Genomic DNA, 14,408 nt, shown 5'->3' with positions numbered 1-14,408 from the left:
TGGGAGAATCAGCCGCCGAAGGCGGCGTTATATAAGGTTTCCCTTCCTTTTAAGCGAAGCGTCCCACCCGGTTGGCCAGCGCAGCGCCGCCAACCTACAACCCGCTTCCACAAGCGAAGCGGCGTGGAAGCCACAACCCTTACGAACCCTCCGCATGATTGGGCCAGCCGGTTATTACAGATATATATCCTGCGGCGCTATATAATTTCTGCGCTGCCTCCCTCCCCTCGGCCGAAGGCCGTTCCCCTTGAGCCACCTTTTTACGATGCCTGCATTGTAACACCGTCACAGGCATTTACCAGGGAGATTTCTCGACTCTCTCTCACATACGATTCTTGCATTTACCTTCATTCCGGCGCTTACCACCGCTCGAAATGACGGTAGAGGGATAGAGGCACCACAGCAAGTACAGAGCTCTGAAAAGGTGCCTCTTCCCGCTCCCCGTCATTGCAAGTGGCGGCAACCGCTGGCAGAATTCAAAAGGCGGCGCTTCCCAATTTTGTGCGCCGCCACCTTCACTCCTCACTCCTAACTCCTCACTCCTAACTTTTTCAGCCCCCTCAGCCACTTTCCTTCCTCCCTTCCCATAAGGAGTATAATATAAAATATCAATCCTATATAGAGAAACCGAGGTACCTTTATGAATACAAAAGAAATGATCGATTCCATCCTGGCGGAAACCGGGAAGGCCGTACTGGGGAAGGAGGAAGTGCTTCGCCGGATTCTCTGTGCCATCCTGGCAGGCGGCCATATCCTCATCGACGACATTCCCGGCGTAGGCAAGACCACCATCGCCGTTTCCTTCACCCACGTACTGGGACTGGACTACAAGCGCATGCAGTTCACTCCGGACGTACTGCCGTCAGATATTACGGGGTTTTCCATGTACGACAAGGGAAGCGGCACCTTCCGTTACGTGCCGGGCAGCGCCATGACGAATTTCTTCCTGGCCGATGAAATCAACCGGGCCTCTCCGAAGACCCAGTCCGCCCTGCTGGAAGTCATGCAGGAAGGGCGGCTCACGGTGGACGGCAAGACCTACGCAGTGCCCCAGCCGTTCATCGTCATGGCCACCCAGAACCCCTTCGGTTCCTCCGGCACCCAGGAACTGCCGGAATCCCAGACAGACCGCTTCATGATCCGCATCACCGTAGGCTATCCGGCCCGGGAAGACGAGATCCATATTCTCTCCGGTGAAAGCCGGAATCCCGCCGAATCCCTGACCCCTGTCATTTCCCCCGCCCAGCTCCTGGCCCTCCGGGAAGAAGCCAGCCGCATCCACGTGGAAGACAGTCTCTATGGCTACATGGTGGACATCGCCAGGGCCACGAGAAACCATCCGGACATCCGCCTCGGTGTATCTCCCCGTGGTACCATGTGCCTTGCTTCCATGACGAAGGCCCATGCCCTCATGGAAGGCAGGACCTACGCCACCCCGGACGATGTGATGGCAGTGGCTTCCTACACCCTGTCCCACCGCATTTCCCTGTCCGGCGACGCCCGGTATGCAGGGAAAACGGCGGAGTCCGTTCTCTCGGATATCATTTCCTCCCTGCCCCTTCCGTCACTGAAGGAGGAATAAATGGGCCGCCTGTACTATATTTTCATCCTGGCCCTGGCCCTGCTCCTCATGATCATCTATGACCAGTACGATGCCTTTCTGCTGGCCCTGGTACTCATCCTGACGCCCCTTCCCCTGTACTTCTGGGGAAGATGGGCAGGAAAGCACCTTTCCCTCTCCGCCGCCGGTCCCTCCCATGCCAGCCGGGGAGACACCGTGGAAATCACGGTGACCGTGGCCGGCTCTTTTCTTTCCTTCCTTGGTTCCCCGGATCTCCTGCTGGATGGCAAGGCCTATGAGTCCTACGAGGAAACAAAGGAGGGCATCCGTTTCTATTTCACAAAGGATGCCCTCCACTGCGGAAGAGAGGCTCTGGGGAAGGCCGTCTTTTCCTGGACAGACCCCTTCGGTCTCTTCCACTTCCATCAGGTTCTTCCTACCTTGTCTTACCTTGTGTACCCAAGGGCCGTGGGAAATTACCATGCCGCCCTGGCCAGCCTCCGCCGGCTCACGGGAAGCGACGAGGTGGAATACTTCGGTGCCACCCCCTACAAGCCCGGTGACAATCCCCATCTCATCAACTGGAAAATCACTGCCCGGAAAGAGGACGTCTACGTGCGGGACTCCTATCCTGCGGACAGCGAGAAAATCGTACTGGCCGCGGACTACGAAAAAGAGCCGGCACTCCGGGATACGGTGGGCGATGCCCTCTACTCTCTGGGCCTCGCCCTCCTGTCCGCCCGCATTCCCTTCCGCTTTGCCTTTGCCACCGCCAAAGGGCCCATGACCGCCGCCATCCACAGCCGGGAAGAATGGATGGACAGTCTCTCCGGATTCCTCCGGGCCGGCACCGGCGATGCCCTTCGGGAAAGCGCCCTGTCTCCCTATATTCCCATCTGCTATATCACGGGAAATCCGAATCCCCCCATTTCTCCCATCCTCCATCCCGCCATCTGGTGTGCTTCTTCCGATGCGCCCCATGCAGCCCTTGCCGGACGGGATGCCATTTATGAAGCACTGGGAGGGAAGAAATAATGGATAAAGTGAAAATGCTTTCTTCCCTTATCGCTGGGGCCGGCGCAGCAGGCGCCGTTTCCCTCCTCTTTTCCTACTTCGGCGATGGCGCTCTCTCCTTTGGGCTGGCCGCCTTTATCATCACCCTTGTGGCGTCCTTCCTCCTGGGAAACCTTCCGGAAAAGCGGCGGTTTCCCCTGCTGGCGGTACTGTTCCTGCTTCTCGCAGCCATAGCCATCGTCTCCGGCAGCAGTTTCACGGAAAGCCTCCGCTCCCTGTCGGTGCCCTTCATCACCACCCTGAAAGAGCCCTATGATGTGGAAATGGAAGTGCCCCGCCTCACCCAACCCGCCAGTCCGGTGATGGCGGAGCTCTTCCTGCTGCTTCTTTCCTGCTGGGTCTTCCTGGCCGCCTTCCTTTCGAAAGCAGCCTCCCTGGCAGCCGGACTCCTTTCGTTCTTCCTCCTGCTCCTGGGCTTCTACTTCGGCATCAATCCGCCAGCACCGGCCCTTGTCCTTTCCGGTGCCTTCCTGGCGTCCCTGCCGGCCCGGCTCAAGGCAGGGGCCCTGTCCCATCCGGAGATTCCGGCCTTTGCGGTTTCCCTGGTTCTTGGACTCCTCATCTGCCTCGCCGTTCCGGAAAGCCGGTACCAGCAGCCGGCCCTGTTCTCCCGCCTCCAGGAAGATATCGTTTCCTTCATTGATCCCTATGACCCCATCTTCCACGCCGGCAATGCCTACACCGGCATGATGAAAGGCACCGCGGGCCACCAGAAACTGGGGACCGTGAACGGCATCCGCTACTCCGGCCGCATCATTGCGGATATCGAGACCGCGGATATTCCCCACCGCCTGTATCTTCGGAGCTGGAGCGGCGGGGACTATGGAAATAATGCCTGGAAGGACCTGCCGGACTCCGACTATGACAGTGTGAAAGAACTCTTCCGGGACAACCGGGGCGAATGGTACGACCAGGGCGCCTGGCTTATGGAAGTCATCGCCCGGAGCCCTGCCCTGTCCCAGAGCCTTTCCAACTACCTGGACGATGGCTCTGTGGAAGGACTGAAGAAGGATTTCTCCGTGAATGCAGTCTATGAAAAGACGAAATTCTTCCTTCTCCCCTACGATGCCAGCTTCGGTGCCCCCCTCTTCGCCTTTGACCGGTCCCCGGTGAGCGCAGAAGGGAAAGCCTACAGCACCTACCTCTGGAACCTGCCTTCCGGGGCCCTCCTTTCCATGATGGACCGGGAATCGTCGTCGGACCCCTACTACCGCACCTATACAGGCGCCGAGAAGCGGTACCGAGACTTCGTATACCGCCATTATCTGGATATCCCGGACTCCGTGAAAGAAGGACTTGCTGCCCTGGGGCCCGTAAGCAAGGTCACCACCCTGGCCGAGAAGCGGCAGCGGGTCGAGGAAATCCGGAATTTCCTCGCCAAAAATTATGAATACACCACGAATCCCGGAAAGACGCCGGTGGAGAAAGACTTCATTACTTACTTCCTCACGGAAAGCAGGAAGGGTTACTGCACCTCCTTCGCCTCTGCCGCCGTCATGCTTCTCCGGGAAAGCGGCATCCCCGCACGCTATGCCGCAGGGCTCACCGTGGGAAGCGATGAAATCCATGAAGCCCCTGTCTCCGCTGACGGACTCCACCAGCTTTCCATCAATGACCATCACGCCCACGCCTGGGCAGAAGTCTACGTAGATGGCCTCGGCTGGCGGCCCGTGGAAATGACTCCGGGTTACGAAGGCACGGACAACCCCTTCCCGGAACCTGCGGACAAAAAGAAAGACAACACCGGCGCCCCCGATGCGCCCCTGGACCCGAAGGACCGGGACAAAGGTGAGAATCCCTCCTCCCAGGAGCCAAAGAAGAATCCTTCCCAGCAGCCACAGAACCGGCCCCGGAACAATGCCCCAAGCCAGGGCCAGCCGCCTCGGCTCCAGCAGCAGGCTCCTTCTCCCAATGGAGAAAAGCCCTTCCCCAAGGGCCTCCTGGTACTGCCGCTCCTTCTCCTGGCAGCGATCCTGCTCCTTGCCCTCCGCCTCACCGCCGTAGGCCGGCTGATAGCCGCTGCCCCCAGGGACAAAGATTCCTTCAACCGGCTCCTCGACTACCTGGGCCGCCTCACCCGATGGGCGAAGATCCCGCTGAAAGGAAGCTACGAAGACCGGAAAGAAGCCTATCGGAAAGACGGACGGTTTGAAGGCTTTGACCGGCTCATCGACCTCCTGGTCTCCGCCAGATACTCCGGCCGTCCCCTCTCGGAAGACGAAAGGAAAGAAGCCGCCGCCATCGCCGGCAAAGCCCGCAAAGCCTGCCTCGCCCGACTGGGCCTGATGGAACGGATCCGCTTCCGGCTCCTCCGGAAACTCTGACAGCAATCAAAAAAGATGGTTCAATGGTTTTCCATTGGACCATCTTTTTGTGGTGCGCCCAGCATGGGCGCACATGCATAAAAAAGCTCTCCGTTTCAGGAGAGCCTTTTTTTAATGGATGCCGACAAGACGAAGTCCGGCCTGGCTGACCAGATCCTTTTCACTGTCTGGAGATGCCAACAGTAAAAATCGGTAGGAATTATCCACTTTCGCTGCATAGCCACGGAAAAACAGGGGAATAACCCATCCATCCACAGAAAACGCGGGGCGCAGGGAGAAGCTGTATACCTTAGGATGATCATTGACCTTATGGAGCTGCTCCACATGGAGCATATCTACCGCCAGGAAATCATAGGGGACCTGGGTTCCTGTATCTTTCCTTGCTTCCCCCACTGTTTTCAGAAATACATCATTCGTAATGCTTTCCAGTTTGAGCAGAGTCATATTAAAAGCAAGCATTTTCTCACCTGCCTGCCGGGAATAACCGCCGGGCAGGAACATACCGCCAAAATAAGCATCCGATTTCGGTCCTTTGAAAACAGCACTCACCGCCAGCGCACCAGCGGTGTATGATGTACCTTTTACCGTAAGGACGCCCCCGTAAGTTCCAAGGGACGGCCTGTCCTTCGATAGGGGCTGGTACTTCATGGTTTTTGGCAATACCTTCCCATTCAGGAAGGATTCCGTCATTTCATCGGAGGGAATCTCATCCACAGGTACCGAAGTCCCGCTTCCGGATATGGCAGGACTTTCCCCCGCCTGTCCACCAATTACCGGCCCTACGCCGGGAAATACACCGGGCAGAAGGCCAGAAGGAAGTGCAGTGCCGACAATTCCTGATGCGGAAACGTCCTCACTCCCCATACCTATCCCCGTGCCGGCTGACGGAGCAGATGCTGCAGCGCCTGTAGAGCCGGACAGCAGTATAAGGGACAAGGCCATCAGTGTGGCTGTCTTTTTTATACTCATTTCTTTGCTTCTTTCAATGCTTTATCAAAGAAGGGTTTGAAATAATTTCCGGAAGCCTGGTCTGATACAAAAGCGGTATACACGGTCTTCCCTTCCCCCTTGGTGATGATTCCCTTTACATAGAGTGGCAGGAGGAACCCATCTCTTGTAAGGGCTACTTTAGCGTCTGCGGTACGGTAAGCAAGACCTTTCCCGGAAACTCTGTTTTCCCAGGACGAGTGATCTTCTACATTCACCGTACCCCGGAGGGCAGCCAGTGCCAGATCCAGGGCCTCTTTTTTCTCAGTTCCCGTAAGATTCTCTGTCTTTCCCTCCTTGTCCAGGGCAGCACTGCCGGCCATGGCCATCTTCAGCATATCGCTGTCAGATACGGAAAGGGAGAGTACCATTCCCTGATAAAAAGTATCGTTCGCTGCTGCCCGGACCTGGTACACTTTTCCGGTCCGAAGAATCCCTACCGCCATTTCAGCCATTTCTTTTTCATAGCCCTTGTCCTTTGGGAAAAGATTTGCTCCTACCATGGCCTGTTCCAATGTGGAAGCGGCATCGGGTTTCATGAGCCAGTCATGGAACTGGCTGCCGAAGAAGGATCGTTCTCCAGGGTATACAGACACGGAGGAACCCATATCCAGTATTTCACCTCCGGACAGAGTCAGGGAATCCGCATGAACAGACATTCCACCCGCTGCCAGTACCAGTGCCATGGTAGAAACAGCCAGCCATTTTTTTATTTTCATATATATTCACCTTTCTTCATTGAAATCAGGGTCATTAAAAATATTATATCATTTTCAAATTAAAAAGGTGAAAAAAAGAAGCTCCACAAGGGAGCTCCTTTTCAACCAGCAAAAGCAGATTATTTTACAATCTTAGCTACAACGCCTGCGCCTACGGTACGGCCGCCTTCACGGATAGCGAAACGCTGGCCTTCTTCCATAGCGATCGGGGTAATGAGCTTAACGCCCATTTCTACGTTATCGCCAGGCATGCACATTTCAGTGCCTTCCGGCAGGGTGATGTCGCCGGTTACGTCGGTGGTTCTGAAGAAGAACTGCGGACGATAGCCGTTGAAGAACGGGGTATGACGGCCGCCTTCATCTTTGGTCAGTACGTAAACCTGGGCGGTGAATTCAGTGTGCGGATGTACGGTGCCCGGTTTAGCAAGAACCTGGCCGCGAACGATGTCTTTACGATCAATGCCGCGGAGCAGTGTGCCGATGTTATCACCAGCCAGTGCCTGGTCCAGTGTCTTTCTGAACATTTCAACGCCGGTAACGACAGTTTCAGTCGGTTTATCCTGGAGGCCGACGATTTCAGCCGGATCGCCTACTTTGACGGTACCACGTTCAACTCTGCCTGTAGCAACAGTGCCACGGCCGGTGATGGTGAATACGTCTTCGACAGGCATCAGGAACGGTTTATCCGTATCACGCTGAGGAGTCGGGATGTATTCGTCAACAGCCTTCATGAGGTCGCGGATCTTCTGTTCGTCTTCTTTGTTGCCATTCAGTGCACCAAGAGCAGAGCCAACGATAATCGGCACTTCATCGCCCGGGTAGTCATAGGAAGAGAGAAGATCTCTGATTTCCATTTCTACGAGGTCAATCAGTTCAGGATCATCGACCTGGTCAGCTTTGTTCAGGAATACTACGATTGCCGGAACGCCTACCTGTTTAGCCAGGAGGATGTGTTCACGGGTCTGGGGCATCGGGCCATCAGCTGCAGATACTACGAGGATAGCGCCATCCATCTGAGCTGCACCGGTGATCATGTTCTTTACATAGTCGGCATGCCCTGGGCAGTCAACGTGTGCATAGTGGCGGGTTTCGGTTTCATATTCAACAGTGGAGGTGTTGATTGTGATACCGCGGGCTCTTTCTTCCGGAGCTTTATCAATGGAAGCATAGTCGAGGAAGTTTGCTTTGCCTTCTTCAGCCAGTACTTTGGTGATAGCAGCGGTCAGAGTGGTTTTGCCGTGGTCGACATGGCCAATGGTGCCGATGTTAACATGGGGCTTTGTTCTTTCGTAATGAGCTTTTGCCATTTTGTTTCTCCTTAAAAATTATTTGTTTCCAAGTCTTTCTTCAGTAATCTTCTGAGAGATTGCTTTCGGAACTTCTTCGTAATGATCGAATGTCATGGTGAAGGTACCACGGCCCTGTGTGGAGCTGCGGAGAGCAGTCGCATAGCCGAACATTTCAGACAGCGGAACGAAACCTTTGATTCTGGATTCGCCGTTTTCTGTTTCCATACCTTCGATACGGCCACGGCGGGAGTTCAGGCCGCCGATTACGTCGCCCATGTAGTCTTCCGGAACATCGACTTCTACGCTCATGTATGGTTCGAGGAGGACAGGATCAGCTTTCTTGGCACCATCTTTGAATGCCATGGAACCTGCAACTTTGAAGGCCATTTCAGAGGAGTCGACATCATGGTAAGACCCATCATATACGGTAACTTTGATATCAACCATCGGATATCCGGCAACAACACCATCCTGCATGGCAGCTTCGACACCGGCCTGGATCGGGTTGATGAATTCCTTCGGAATTACGCCGCCCACGACTTCGTTATCGAATTCAAAGCCCTTGCCTGCTTCCATCGGTTCAAGACGGAGCCAGCAGTGGCCGTACTGACCATGACCGCCGGTCTGACGAATGAATTTACCTTCAGATTCAACAGACTTGCGGATGGTTTCACGGTAAGCAACCTGAGGTTTGCCTACGGTGCAGTCCACGTTGAATTCACGTCTCATACGATCGACGATGATATCCAGGTGGAGTTCGCCCATACCGGAAATAATGGTCTGGTTGGTTTCCGGATCGGTGTGTACTTTGAATGTCGGATCTTCTTCTGCCAGTCTCTGGAGGGCATTACCCATCTTTTCCTGGTCAGCTTTGGTCTTCGGTTCAACAGCAACAGAGATAACGGGATCCGGGAATTCCATTTTTTCAAGGACAATCGGATGGTCCGGATCGCAGAGTGTATCACCGGTGGTAACATCCTTGAAGCCTACAGCTGCAGCGATATCGCCGGTGTAAGCCACATCGATTTCCTTTCTGTGGTTGGCATGCATCAGGAGGATACGGCCAACACGTTCTTTCTTGTCCTTTGTGGAGTTCAGAACATAGGTGCCCTGGTGCATTTCACCGGAATAAACGCGGAAATATGCCAGTTTACCTACGAAGGGATCTGCCATGATCTTGAATGCCAGGGCTGCCAGCGGTGCGCTGTCGGATACCGGGCGTTCTTCTTCTTCGCCGTCCAGGGATGTGCCCTTGACAGGAGGAATGTCCAGAGGAGATGGCAGATAGTCAATAACAGCATCCAGAAGCATCTGGATACCTTTGTTCTTGTATGCGGAGCCGCAGAATACGGGGAACAGCTGGCATGCCAGTACCTGCTTACGGATGGAAGCCTTGATTTCAGGAATTGTGAGTTCTTCCCCCTCCAGGTATTTTTCAGCCAGTTCATCATCACCGTCGCAAGCAGCTTCGATGATCTTTTCACGATATTCTTCGACCATGTCTTTCATATCATCGGAAACAGGTTCCTTATGATACTGTTTGCCATCGTCACTGTCGTAAATTTCAGCTTCTCTTTCGAGCAGGTCGATGATGCCTTTGAAGGTATCCTGCTTGCCGATTGGGAGCTGCATAGGAATGGCTTTGGCATGAAGACGGGTGTCGATGGTTTTTACGGCATGCAGGAAGTCTGCGCCTACTGTATCCATCTTGTTGATGAATGCAATACGGGGAACATGGTAGTGGTCTGCCTGTCTCCAAACGGTTTCAGACTGGGTCTGAACGCCATCTTTTGCACTGAATACGGCAACGGAGCCATCCAATACGCGCAGGGAACGTTCAACTTCTACAGTGAAGTCTACGTGCCCTGGGGTATCGATGATGTTGACACGATAGCCTTTCCAGTGGCAGGTGGTAGCAGCAGACGTAATGGTAATACCGCGTTCCTGTTCCTGAGCCATCCAGTCCATGGTAGCTGCGCCATCATGAACTTCACCGATCTTGTGGTTTACACCGGTATAATACAGGATACGTTCCGTGGTTGTTGTCTTACCTGCATCAATGTGTGCCATGATGCCGATGTTTCTTGTTTTTTCAAGCGGAAATTCTCTGCCCACGATTTTTTCTCCTTATTAAAATTACCAGCGGTAATGAGCAAAAGCCTTGTTGGCTTCAGCCATTTTATGAGTATCTTCTTTCTTCTTTACTGCTGCGCCCGTATTGTTGTAAGCGTCCATGAGTTCTCCTGCAAGACGTTCTTCCATAGTACGTTCGCTGCGCTGGCGGGCATAGTTGACCATCCAGCGGATACCCAGAGTCAGACGGCGGTCTGCCCTGACTTCTACCGGCACCTGATAGTTGGCGCCGCCAACACGGCGAGCACGAACTTCAACAACCGGCATAACATTATTGAGAGCCTGTTCGAAAATTTCGATCGGTTCTTTGTTCAGCTTGCTGTGGCAGATATCGAATGCGCCATAGACGATAGATTCTGCGACACCCTTCTTGCCGTCCAGCATAACCTTATTGATGAAACGGGTTACTGTCTTATTTCCATACACGGGATCCGGCAGCACGTCACGTCTCGGAACAGCACCTTTTCTCGGCATTGTTAATTTCCTCCTTAAAACGTTGTTTGTTAGTCACATTAATTGGTAAAGTCTCGAATTATTTCTTTTCGCGCTTAGCGCCGTATTTGGAACGGCCCTGCTGACGTCCGGATACGCCTACGGTATCGAGAGCGCCGCGGATAATGTGGTAACGAACACCTGGAAGATCCTTAACACGGCCGCCTCTGATGAGGACGACGGAGTGTTCCTGCAGGTTGTGGCCTTCACCAGGAATGTAAGCAGAAACTTCGATTCCGTTGGTCAGGCGTACACGGGCTACTTTACGAAGAGCAGAGTTCGGCTTCTTCGGGGTAGCTGTGTAAACTCTTGTGCAGACACCACGTTTCTGTGGAGACTGTTTCAGAGCCGGGGTCTTCGCTTTGGTAGCCAGAGTCTGGCGTCCTTTACGAACCAGCTGATTGATTGTCGGCAAAATGGGCACCTCCTTTCTTCAATGGTAAATTTATAATTGATCTCCCGAAGCAGAGCTCCGGAAGATATTACCGGGATTTAAGAATGGCAGCGGATGCAGCTTTTACTTTGATGCCGCAGGCACGGCCGATTTCTTTTTTCGTGAATCCCTGTTCCACAGGAATTCCTGACGTCTGGCAGGCTTCCATCAGGGGGCGGGAAATTCTCTCATCGCAGTCAGAAGCAATAAATACACAGGCTGCTTCCTGCTTTTCAATAGCCCGCTCGGTCTCTTTCATACCTACCACATAAGTACCGGATTTCAAATCTTCCAGCGTCATTCTTCTCACCTGCTTTGCAGCACACTAAATCCACGCAACATTGGAATTATACCATCACCCGGGAAGGATGTCAAACATTTTTACACTCTTTTTTCTCCGTATTTATGCGCAACTTTTTTACCACGTATCCTGGCGTACCATTACTGCTGATTATGATTTTCTCCCCTATTAAAAAAGCGTTACTTTTTACCCAACTCGCCAGGGCAGAGATAGGGCCGCAGGCAGGTTCCTTCATCCCAAACCACACGACATGAACAGGGTCTGTCACTCTCCGATCCGACAGGATTCATGGTAAAATATTTCATATGTGTGTTCTTTACGTATCTAAAAGGAGATAGGAAATGGTCTATAAGAATATTGTTGTGTATTGTGGTTCCCATGCAGGAAATAACCCATCCTATGCCGCTCTGGCCGGACGTCTTGGTGAAGCACTTGGGAAAAACGGTTTTCATCTGATCTATGGAGGAGGCACCGTGGGCCTTATGGGTATTACAGCCGATGCTGCCATGGCTGCGGGCGGGCGCGTTACCGGAATCATTCCTGAAGTATTTATAGAAAAAGAGCAGGCCCACCGGGGACTGACAGAGCTCATAGAAGTACCTGATATGATGACAAGGAAAAAGAAACTGATGGAGTCTGGTGATGCCTTTATTGTTCTTCCCGGTGGCCCAGGTACGCTGGAAGAGCTGGCGGATACCCTGAGCCACTATCGAATTTACCGTGTTCCCGCGAATCGTCCCCCTATACTGGTCATGAACCCCGATGGAATTTATAATCCCCTGGAGGAATTATTTGATAATTGGGAGGAACGGGGATTTGCTGATAAAGAAGACCTTTCTTCCATCCGATTCTGCAAGACTCCTGAAGAAGCCATAGCTATCCTTGACTCCGGCAGACTGTAAGAAGACGCCGATTAAGCCATCGTCGGATGTCATTCGTGATGATGTAATGAAAAAACAATCCAACACGAACAGCAAGTCGTTCAAAGGAGGATTATGCATCCCCCTGCAGAGACTGCTGATCCAGAGGCAGGCTGGAACACTCATACATTAAGGCAGCTTCGTTTCAACTCCTGGCAGGTCCGGAGAGCGAAGCAGGGCATAAAAACTTACAAAATCTGATTCCGCAAACGGATCATCGCCTCCCTGATAAAAGAAGTCGAAAATCAAAGAATCCGTTGATTTTCGACTTTTTTTATTGAGGAAACCGTGATTTTTCATAGTATGCAGAAAAAGTTATAATCGCCCAGTGAAATATCGTATACTATGTTTTTCTCTATCGGATTCTTTCAAACCATGCATAAAAAAGCATGATTTTAAACGAACGTTTTAATGCTTAGTGTAAAATGTTTCTCGGTAGAGGATTTCTCCCCTGCTGGATAGAAAAGGGAAGAGTCCCCTTTGATGGAAATGTTATAATTTCCTTGCAACAAATCAAAAGAAAGGACTCTTCCCAATGAGCATTTTATCAGAGAATATCGAACTTTTCAAACCTTTTATTCAGGAGGAAATTCTCAAGAGTATCAAGGACTCCAAGGATTCACTGGCCATGGAGCAGGTTCTCTGGCACCTCTTCACGGAACTCTTTGGCCTTCTTGTGGCGACGGCCTTCGAAATGATCGATGGGGAGCTGTATGAGAGGGTCTACAAGCCTCAGGGGTGGCGGATTTCCCGGCGGGATTCCAGAACCATATACTGCCTGTTTGGTCCTGTCACCTACAAGCGGAGGCGGCTGGAGATGGCCGGAAAGCAGGGATTTTACCCATTAGATAAGAAATTTGGATTTCTGCCTTCCCGTCACTATAGCATGGGAGTGATTCTGCGCATTGCCCAGGCTGCCCAGGTTACCCAGTTCCGTAATGTGAGCCATATCGTGAAAACTCTGACCCAGACGGATATTTCACATCAGACAGTTTCAAATCTCAGCCGCACTGCCGCCCAAATGGTTAGAAAATACGAAGCAGCAGATGCAGCCATGGAGCAGGCCGAGAAGAGAGTACCGGAGGACGGGCTGCTGGCTATTGAGGGCGATGGGATTGTAATGAAGCAGCAGGCGGACCCCGTCACCGATACCAAAGGCGGCCAGAACATAGAACTTCACCGAATCCAGGTCTATGAGGGCGTCGAGAAGAATGGAAAACGTTCGAGACTGACAGGGTACCACTGCTTCTCTGGAACGGATAGGAAAAGGCTGTTTGAACTCGTCAAGGTGTGGGTGCATGGCCGGTACAATCTGAGCGAGATTACAGTACTTTCCAACGGGGATGGCGGAGCAGGATATAATTTCGATGACTTCGACAATATTGTCGAGGGATGCAAGACACATTACCATTTCCGGGACAGATACCATGTGAATGAGAAAGTGCGGACCCGCCTCAGCTTCTGCCCACGTGGATTCATCGATAAATTCGTGCTTGAACTGAATAAGAGCAGAAATGTCATCACAGATATGAAGCCATATCTGGATACGGCTGCCAGCTACGCAGAAACAGAAGAACAGGCCGAGCAGGTACGGAGACTGGCAGACTATCTGAGCCGCAACGCCGACTATATCCCGGGCATCCGGGAGCGCGGAATCCGAACCGATATCCACCTGGGGGCAGCTGAAAGCGACCACCGACGCTATAGCTACCGTCTGAAAAAGCAGGGGCGCAGCTGGTGCAGGATAGGTATGGATTCAATAGGCACGCTGATTACTGCTACCCAGAATGACACTTTGGAAAAAGCCCTGATTTACTGTGCTGCAGGCAAAGCCTACAAGAAGATGGACCGGCAGATGCATAAGGCGGTCGTAGCAGCCGTAAAAACGAACCGCAAAGCCGCCAGGGACGCTAAATGGCACAGGAACGCACGGAATTACCGTCCCGGGTGCCTGGAAGGCCGTATAGGCGTATACGGAGCGACTTCAACTCCGATGGGCCAGCTTGCTAAAGCGATACAGATTTATTGAGAAAGCAGAGGCTGGGAAACCTGATAACATCGACTGTCAAATAAAGTACCGAGAAAACCTTGACACATACCGTTTTAATGTATCGGCATTGTAGGATGCATCGAAGAGTGTTAAAATATAATCAAACAAATCAATCATATGATTAT

Annotated in this window: 12 protein-coding genes; 5 read left to right on the top strand and 7 right to left on the bottom strand. The window is 52.6% G+C overall.

Annotated elements, in window-relative coordinates:
* The first annotated feature begins 640 nt into the window (after positions 1-640).
* Genes ACFWUL_RS01115 through ACFWUL_RS01105 form a run of 3 tightly spaced genes read left to right on the top strand, consistent with a single transcriptional unit; the run spans position 641 to position 4,959 of the window.
* The gene (locus tag ACFWUL_RS01115; protein ID WP_297019261.1) at positions 641-1,582 is read left to right on the top strand and encodes an AAA family ATPase; all 942 of its coding nucleotides are present in this window, start codon (positions 641-643) and stop codon (positions 1,580-1,582) included.
* Complete coding sequence (locus ACFWUL_RS01110) at positions 1,583-2,596, top strand: DUF58 domain-containing protein (protein ID WP_416177551.1); 1,014 nt, start codon at positions 1,583-1,585, stop codon at positions 2,594-2,596.
* Entirely contained in the window at positions 2,596-4,959 is a 2,364-nt protein-coding gene (locus ACFWUL_RS01105; protein ID WP_416177550.1) for a transglutaminase-like domain-containing protein, read from the top strand. Before ACFWUL_RS01110 ends, ACFWUL_RS01105 begins: the two co-directional genes overlap by 1 nt.
* A 111-nt stretch (positions 4,960-5,070) precedes the next feature.
* Here ACFWUL_RS01105 and ACFWUL_RS01100 read toward each other — a convergent pair whose 3' ends face one another.
* The 7 genes from ACFWUL_RS01100 to ACFWUL_RS01070 form a co-directional block, all read right to left on the bottom strand.
* Positions 5,071-5,928, bottom strand: coding sequence for a hypothetical protein (locus ACFWUL_RS01100; RefSeq protein ID WP_416177549.1), 858 nt, complete (start codon positions 5,926-5,928; stop codon positions 5,071-5,073).
* A complete protein-coding gene (locus ACFWUL_RS01095; protein ID WP_297019318.1) occupies positions 5,925-6,665 on the bottom strand; it encodes a hypothetical protein in 741 nt (246 codons plus the stop codon). Before ACFWUL_RS01095 ends, ACFWUL_RS01100 begins: the two co-directional genes overlap by 4 nt.
* A gap of 119 nt (positions 6,666-6,784) precedes the next feature.
* Positions 6,785-7,972, bottom strand: a complete 1,188-nt coding sequence (gene tuf / locus ACFWUL_RS01090; protein WP_297025270.1) for an elongation factor Tu — start codon at positions 7,970-7,972, stop codon at positions 6,785-6,787.
* 18 nt (positions 7,973-7,990) lie between these two features.
* On the bottom strand, positions 7,991-10,069 hold the full coding sequence (gene fusA / locus ACFWUL_RS01085) for an elongation factor G (protein WP_297020172.1): 2,079 nt from the start codon (positions 10,067-10,069) through the stop codon (positions 7,991-7,993).
* A 21-nt stretch (positions 10,070-10,090) separates the two neighbouring features.
* Complete coding sequence (gene rpsG / locus ACFWUL_RS01080) at positions 10,091-10,561, bottom strand: 30S ribosomal protein S7 (RefSeq protein WP_296096373.1); 471 nt, start codon at positions 10,559-10,561, stop codon at positions 10,091-10,093.
* Between the two features lie 58 nt (positions 10,562-10,619).
* Entirely contained in the window at positions 10,620-10,994 is a 375-nt protein-coding gene (gene rpsL / locus ACFWUL_RS01075; RefSeq protein ID WP_008860286.1) for a 30S ribosomal protein S12, read from the bottom strand.
* Between the two features lie 67 nt (positions 10,995-11,061).
* Positions 11,062-11,313 carry a L7Ae/L30e/S12e/Gadd45 family ribosomal protein gene (locus tag ACFWUL_RS01070; RefSeq protein ID WP_297020167.1) on the bottom strand — a complete coding sequence of 84 codons (252 nt, stop codon included), beginning with the start codon at positions 11,311-11,313 and terminating at the stop codon, positions 11,062-11,064.
* 341 nt (positions 11,314-11,654) lie between these two features.
* Between ACFWUL_RS01070 and ACFWUL_RS01065 the strand changes: the two genes are divergently transcribed.
* Both ACFWUL_RS01065 and ACFWUL_RS01060 read left to right on the top strand, forming a co-directional pair.
* Entirely contained in the window at positions 11,655-12,215 is a 561-nt protein-coding gene (locus tag ACFWUL_RS01065; RefSeq protein ID WP_297020164.1) for a TIGR00730 family Rossman fold protein, read from the top strand.
* 553 nt (positions 12,216-12,768) lie between these two features.
* Positions 12,769-14,262 (top strand): ISLre2 family transposase, encoded by a 1,494-nt coding sequence (locus ACFWUL_RS01060; RefSeq protein WP_416176748.1) that lies wholly within the window; start codon positions 12,769-12,771, stop codon positions 14,260-14,262.
* Positions 14,263-14,408 lie beyond the last annotated feature (146 nt).

It is taken from the genome of Dialister sp., from assembly GCF_047832375.1.
In the GTDB taxonomy this organism is placed as follows: domain Bacteria; phylum Bacillota; class Negativicutes; order Veillonellales; family Dialisteraceae; genus Dialister.
This window is presented reverse-complemented; position numbering and strand designations above follow the sequence as displayed.

Bases quoted from the DNA above. Each gene is read 5' to 3' on its own strand.
- ACFWUL_RS01110 (WP_416177551.1), top strand. From the start codon at position 1,583: ATGGGCCGCCTGTACTATATTTTCATCCTGGCCCTGGCCCTGCTCCTC.
- ACFWUL_RS01115 (WP_297019261.1), top strand. From the start codon at position 641: ATGAATACAAAAGAAATGATCGATTCCATCCTGGCGGAAACCGGGAAG.
- ACFWUL_RS01095 (WP_297019318.1), bottom strand. From the start codon at position 6,665: ATGAAAATAAAAAAATGGCTGGCTGTTTCTACCATGGCACTGGTACTG.
- ACFWUL_RS01105 (WP_416177550.1), top strand. From the start codon at position 2,596: ATGGATAAAGTGAAAATGCTTTCTTCCCTTATCGCTGGGGCCGGCGCA.
- rpsG (WP_296096373.1), bottom strand. From the start codon at position 10,561: ATGCCGAGAAAAGGTGCTGTTCCGAGACGTGACGTGCTGCCGGATCCC.
- ACFWUL_RS01065 (WP_297020164.1), top strand. From the start codon at position 11,655: ATGGTCTATAAGAATATTGTTGTGTATTGTGGTTCCCATGCAGGAAAT.
- ACFWUL_RS01060 (WP_416176748.1), top strand. From the start codon at position 12,769: ATGAGCATTTTATCAGAGAATATCGAACTTTTCAAACCTTTTATTCAG.
- ACFWUL_RS01100 (WP_416177549.1), bottom strand. From the start codon at position 5,928: ATGAGTATAAAAAAGACAGCCACACTGATGGCCTTGTCCCTTATACTG.
- tuf (WP_297025270.1), bottom strand. From the start codon at position 7,972: ATGGCAAAAGCTCATTACGAAAGAACAAAGCCCCATGTTAACATCGGC.
- ACFWUL_RS01070 (WP_297020167.1), bottom strand. From the start codon at position 11,313: ATGACGCTGGAAGATTTGAAATCCGGTACTTATGTGGTAGGTATGAAA.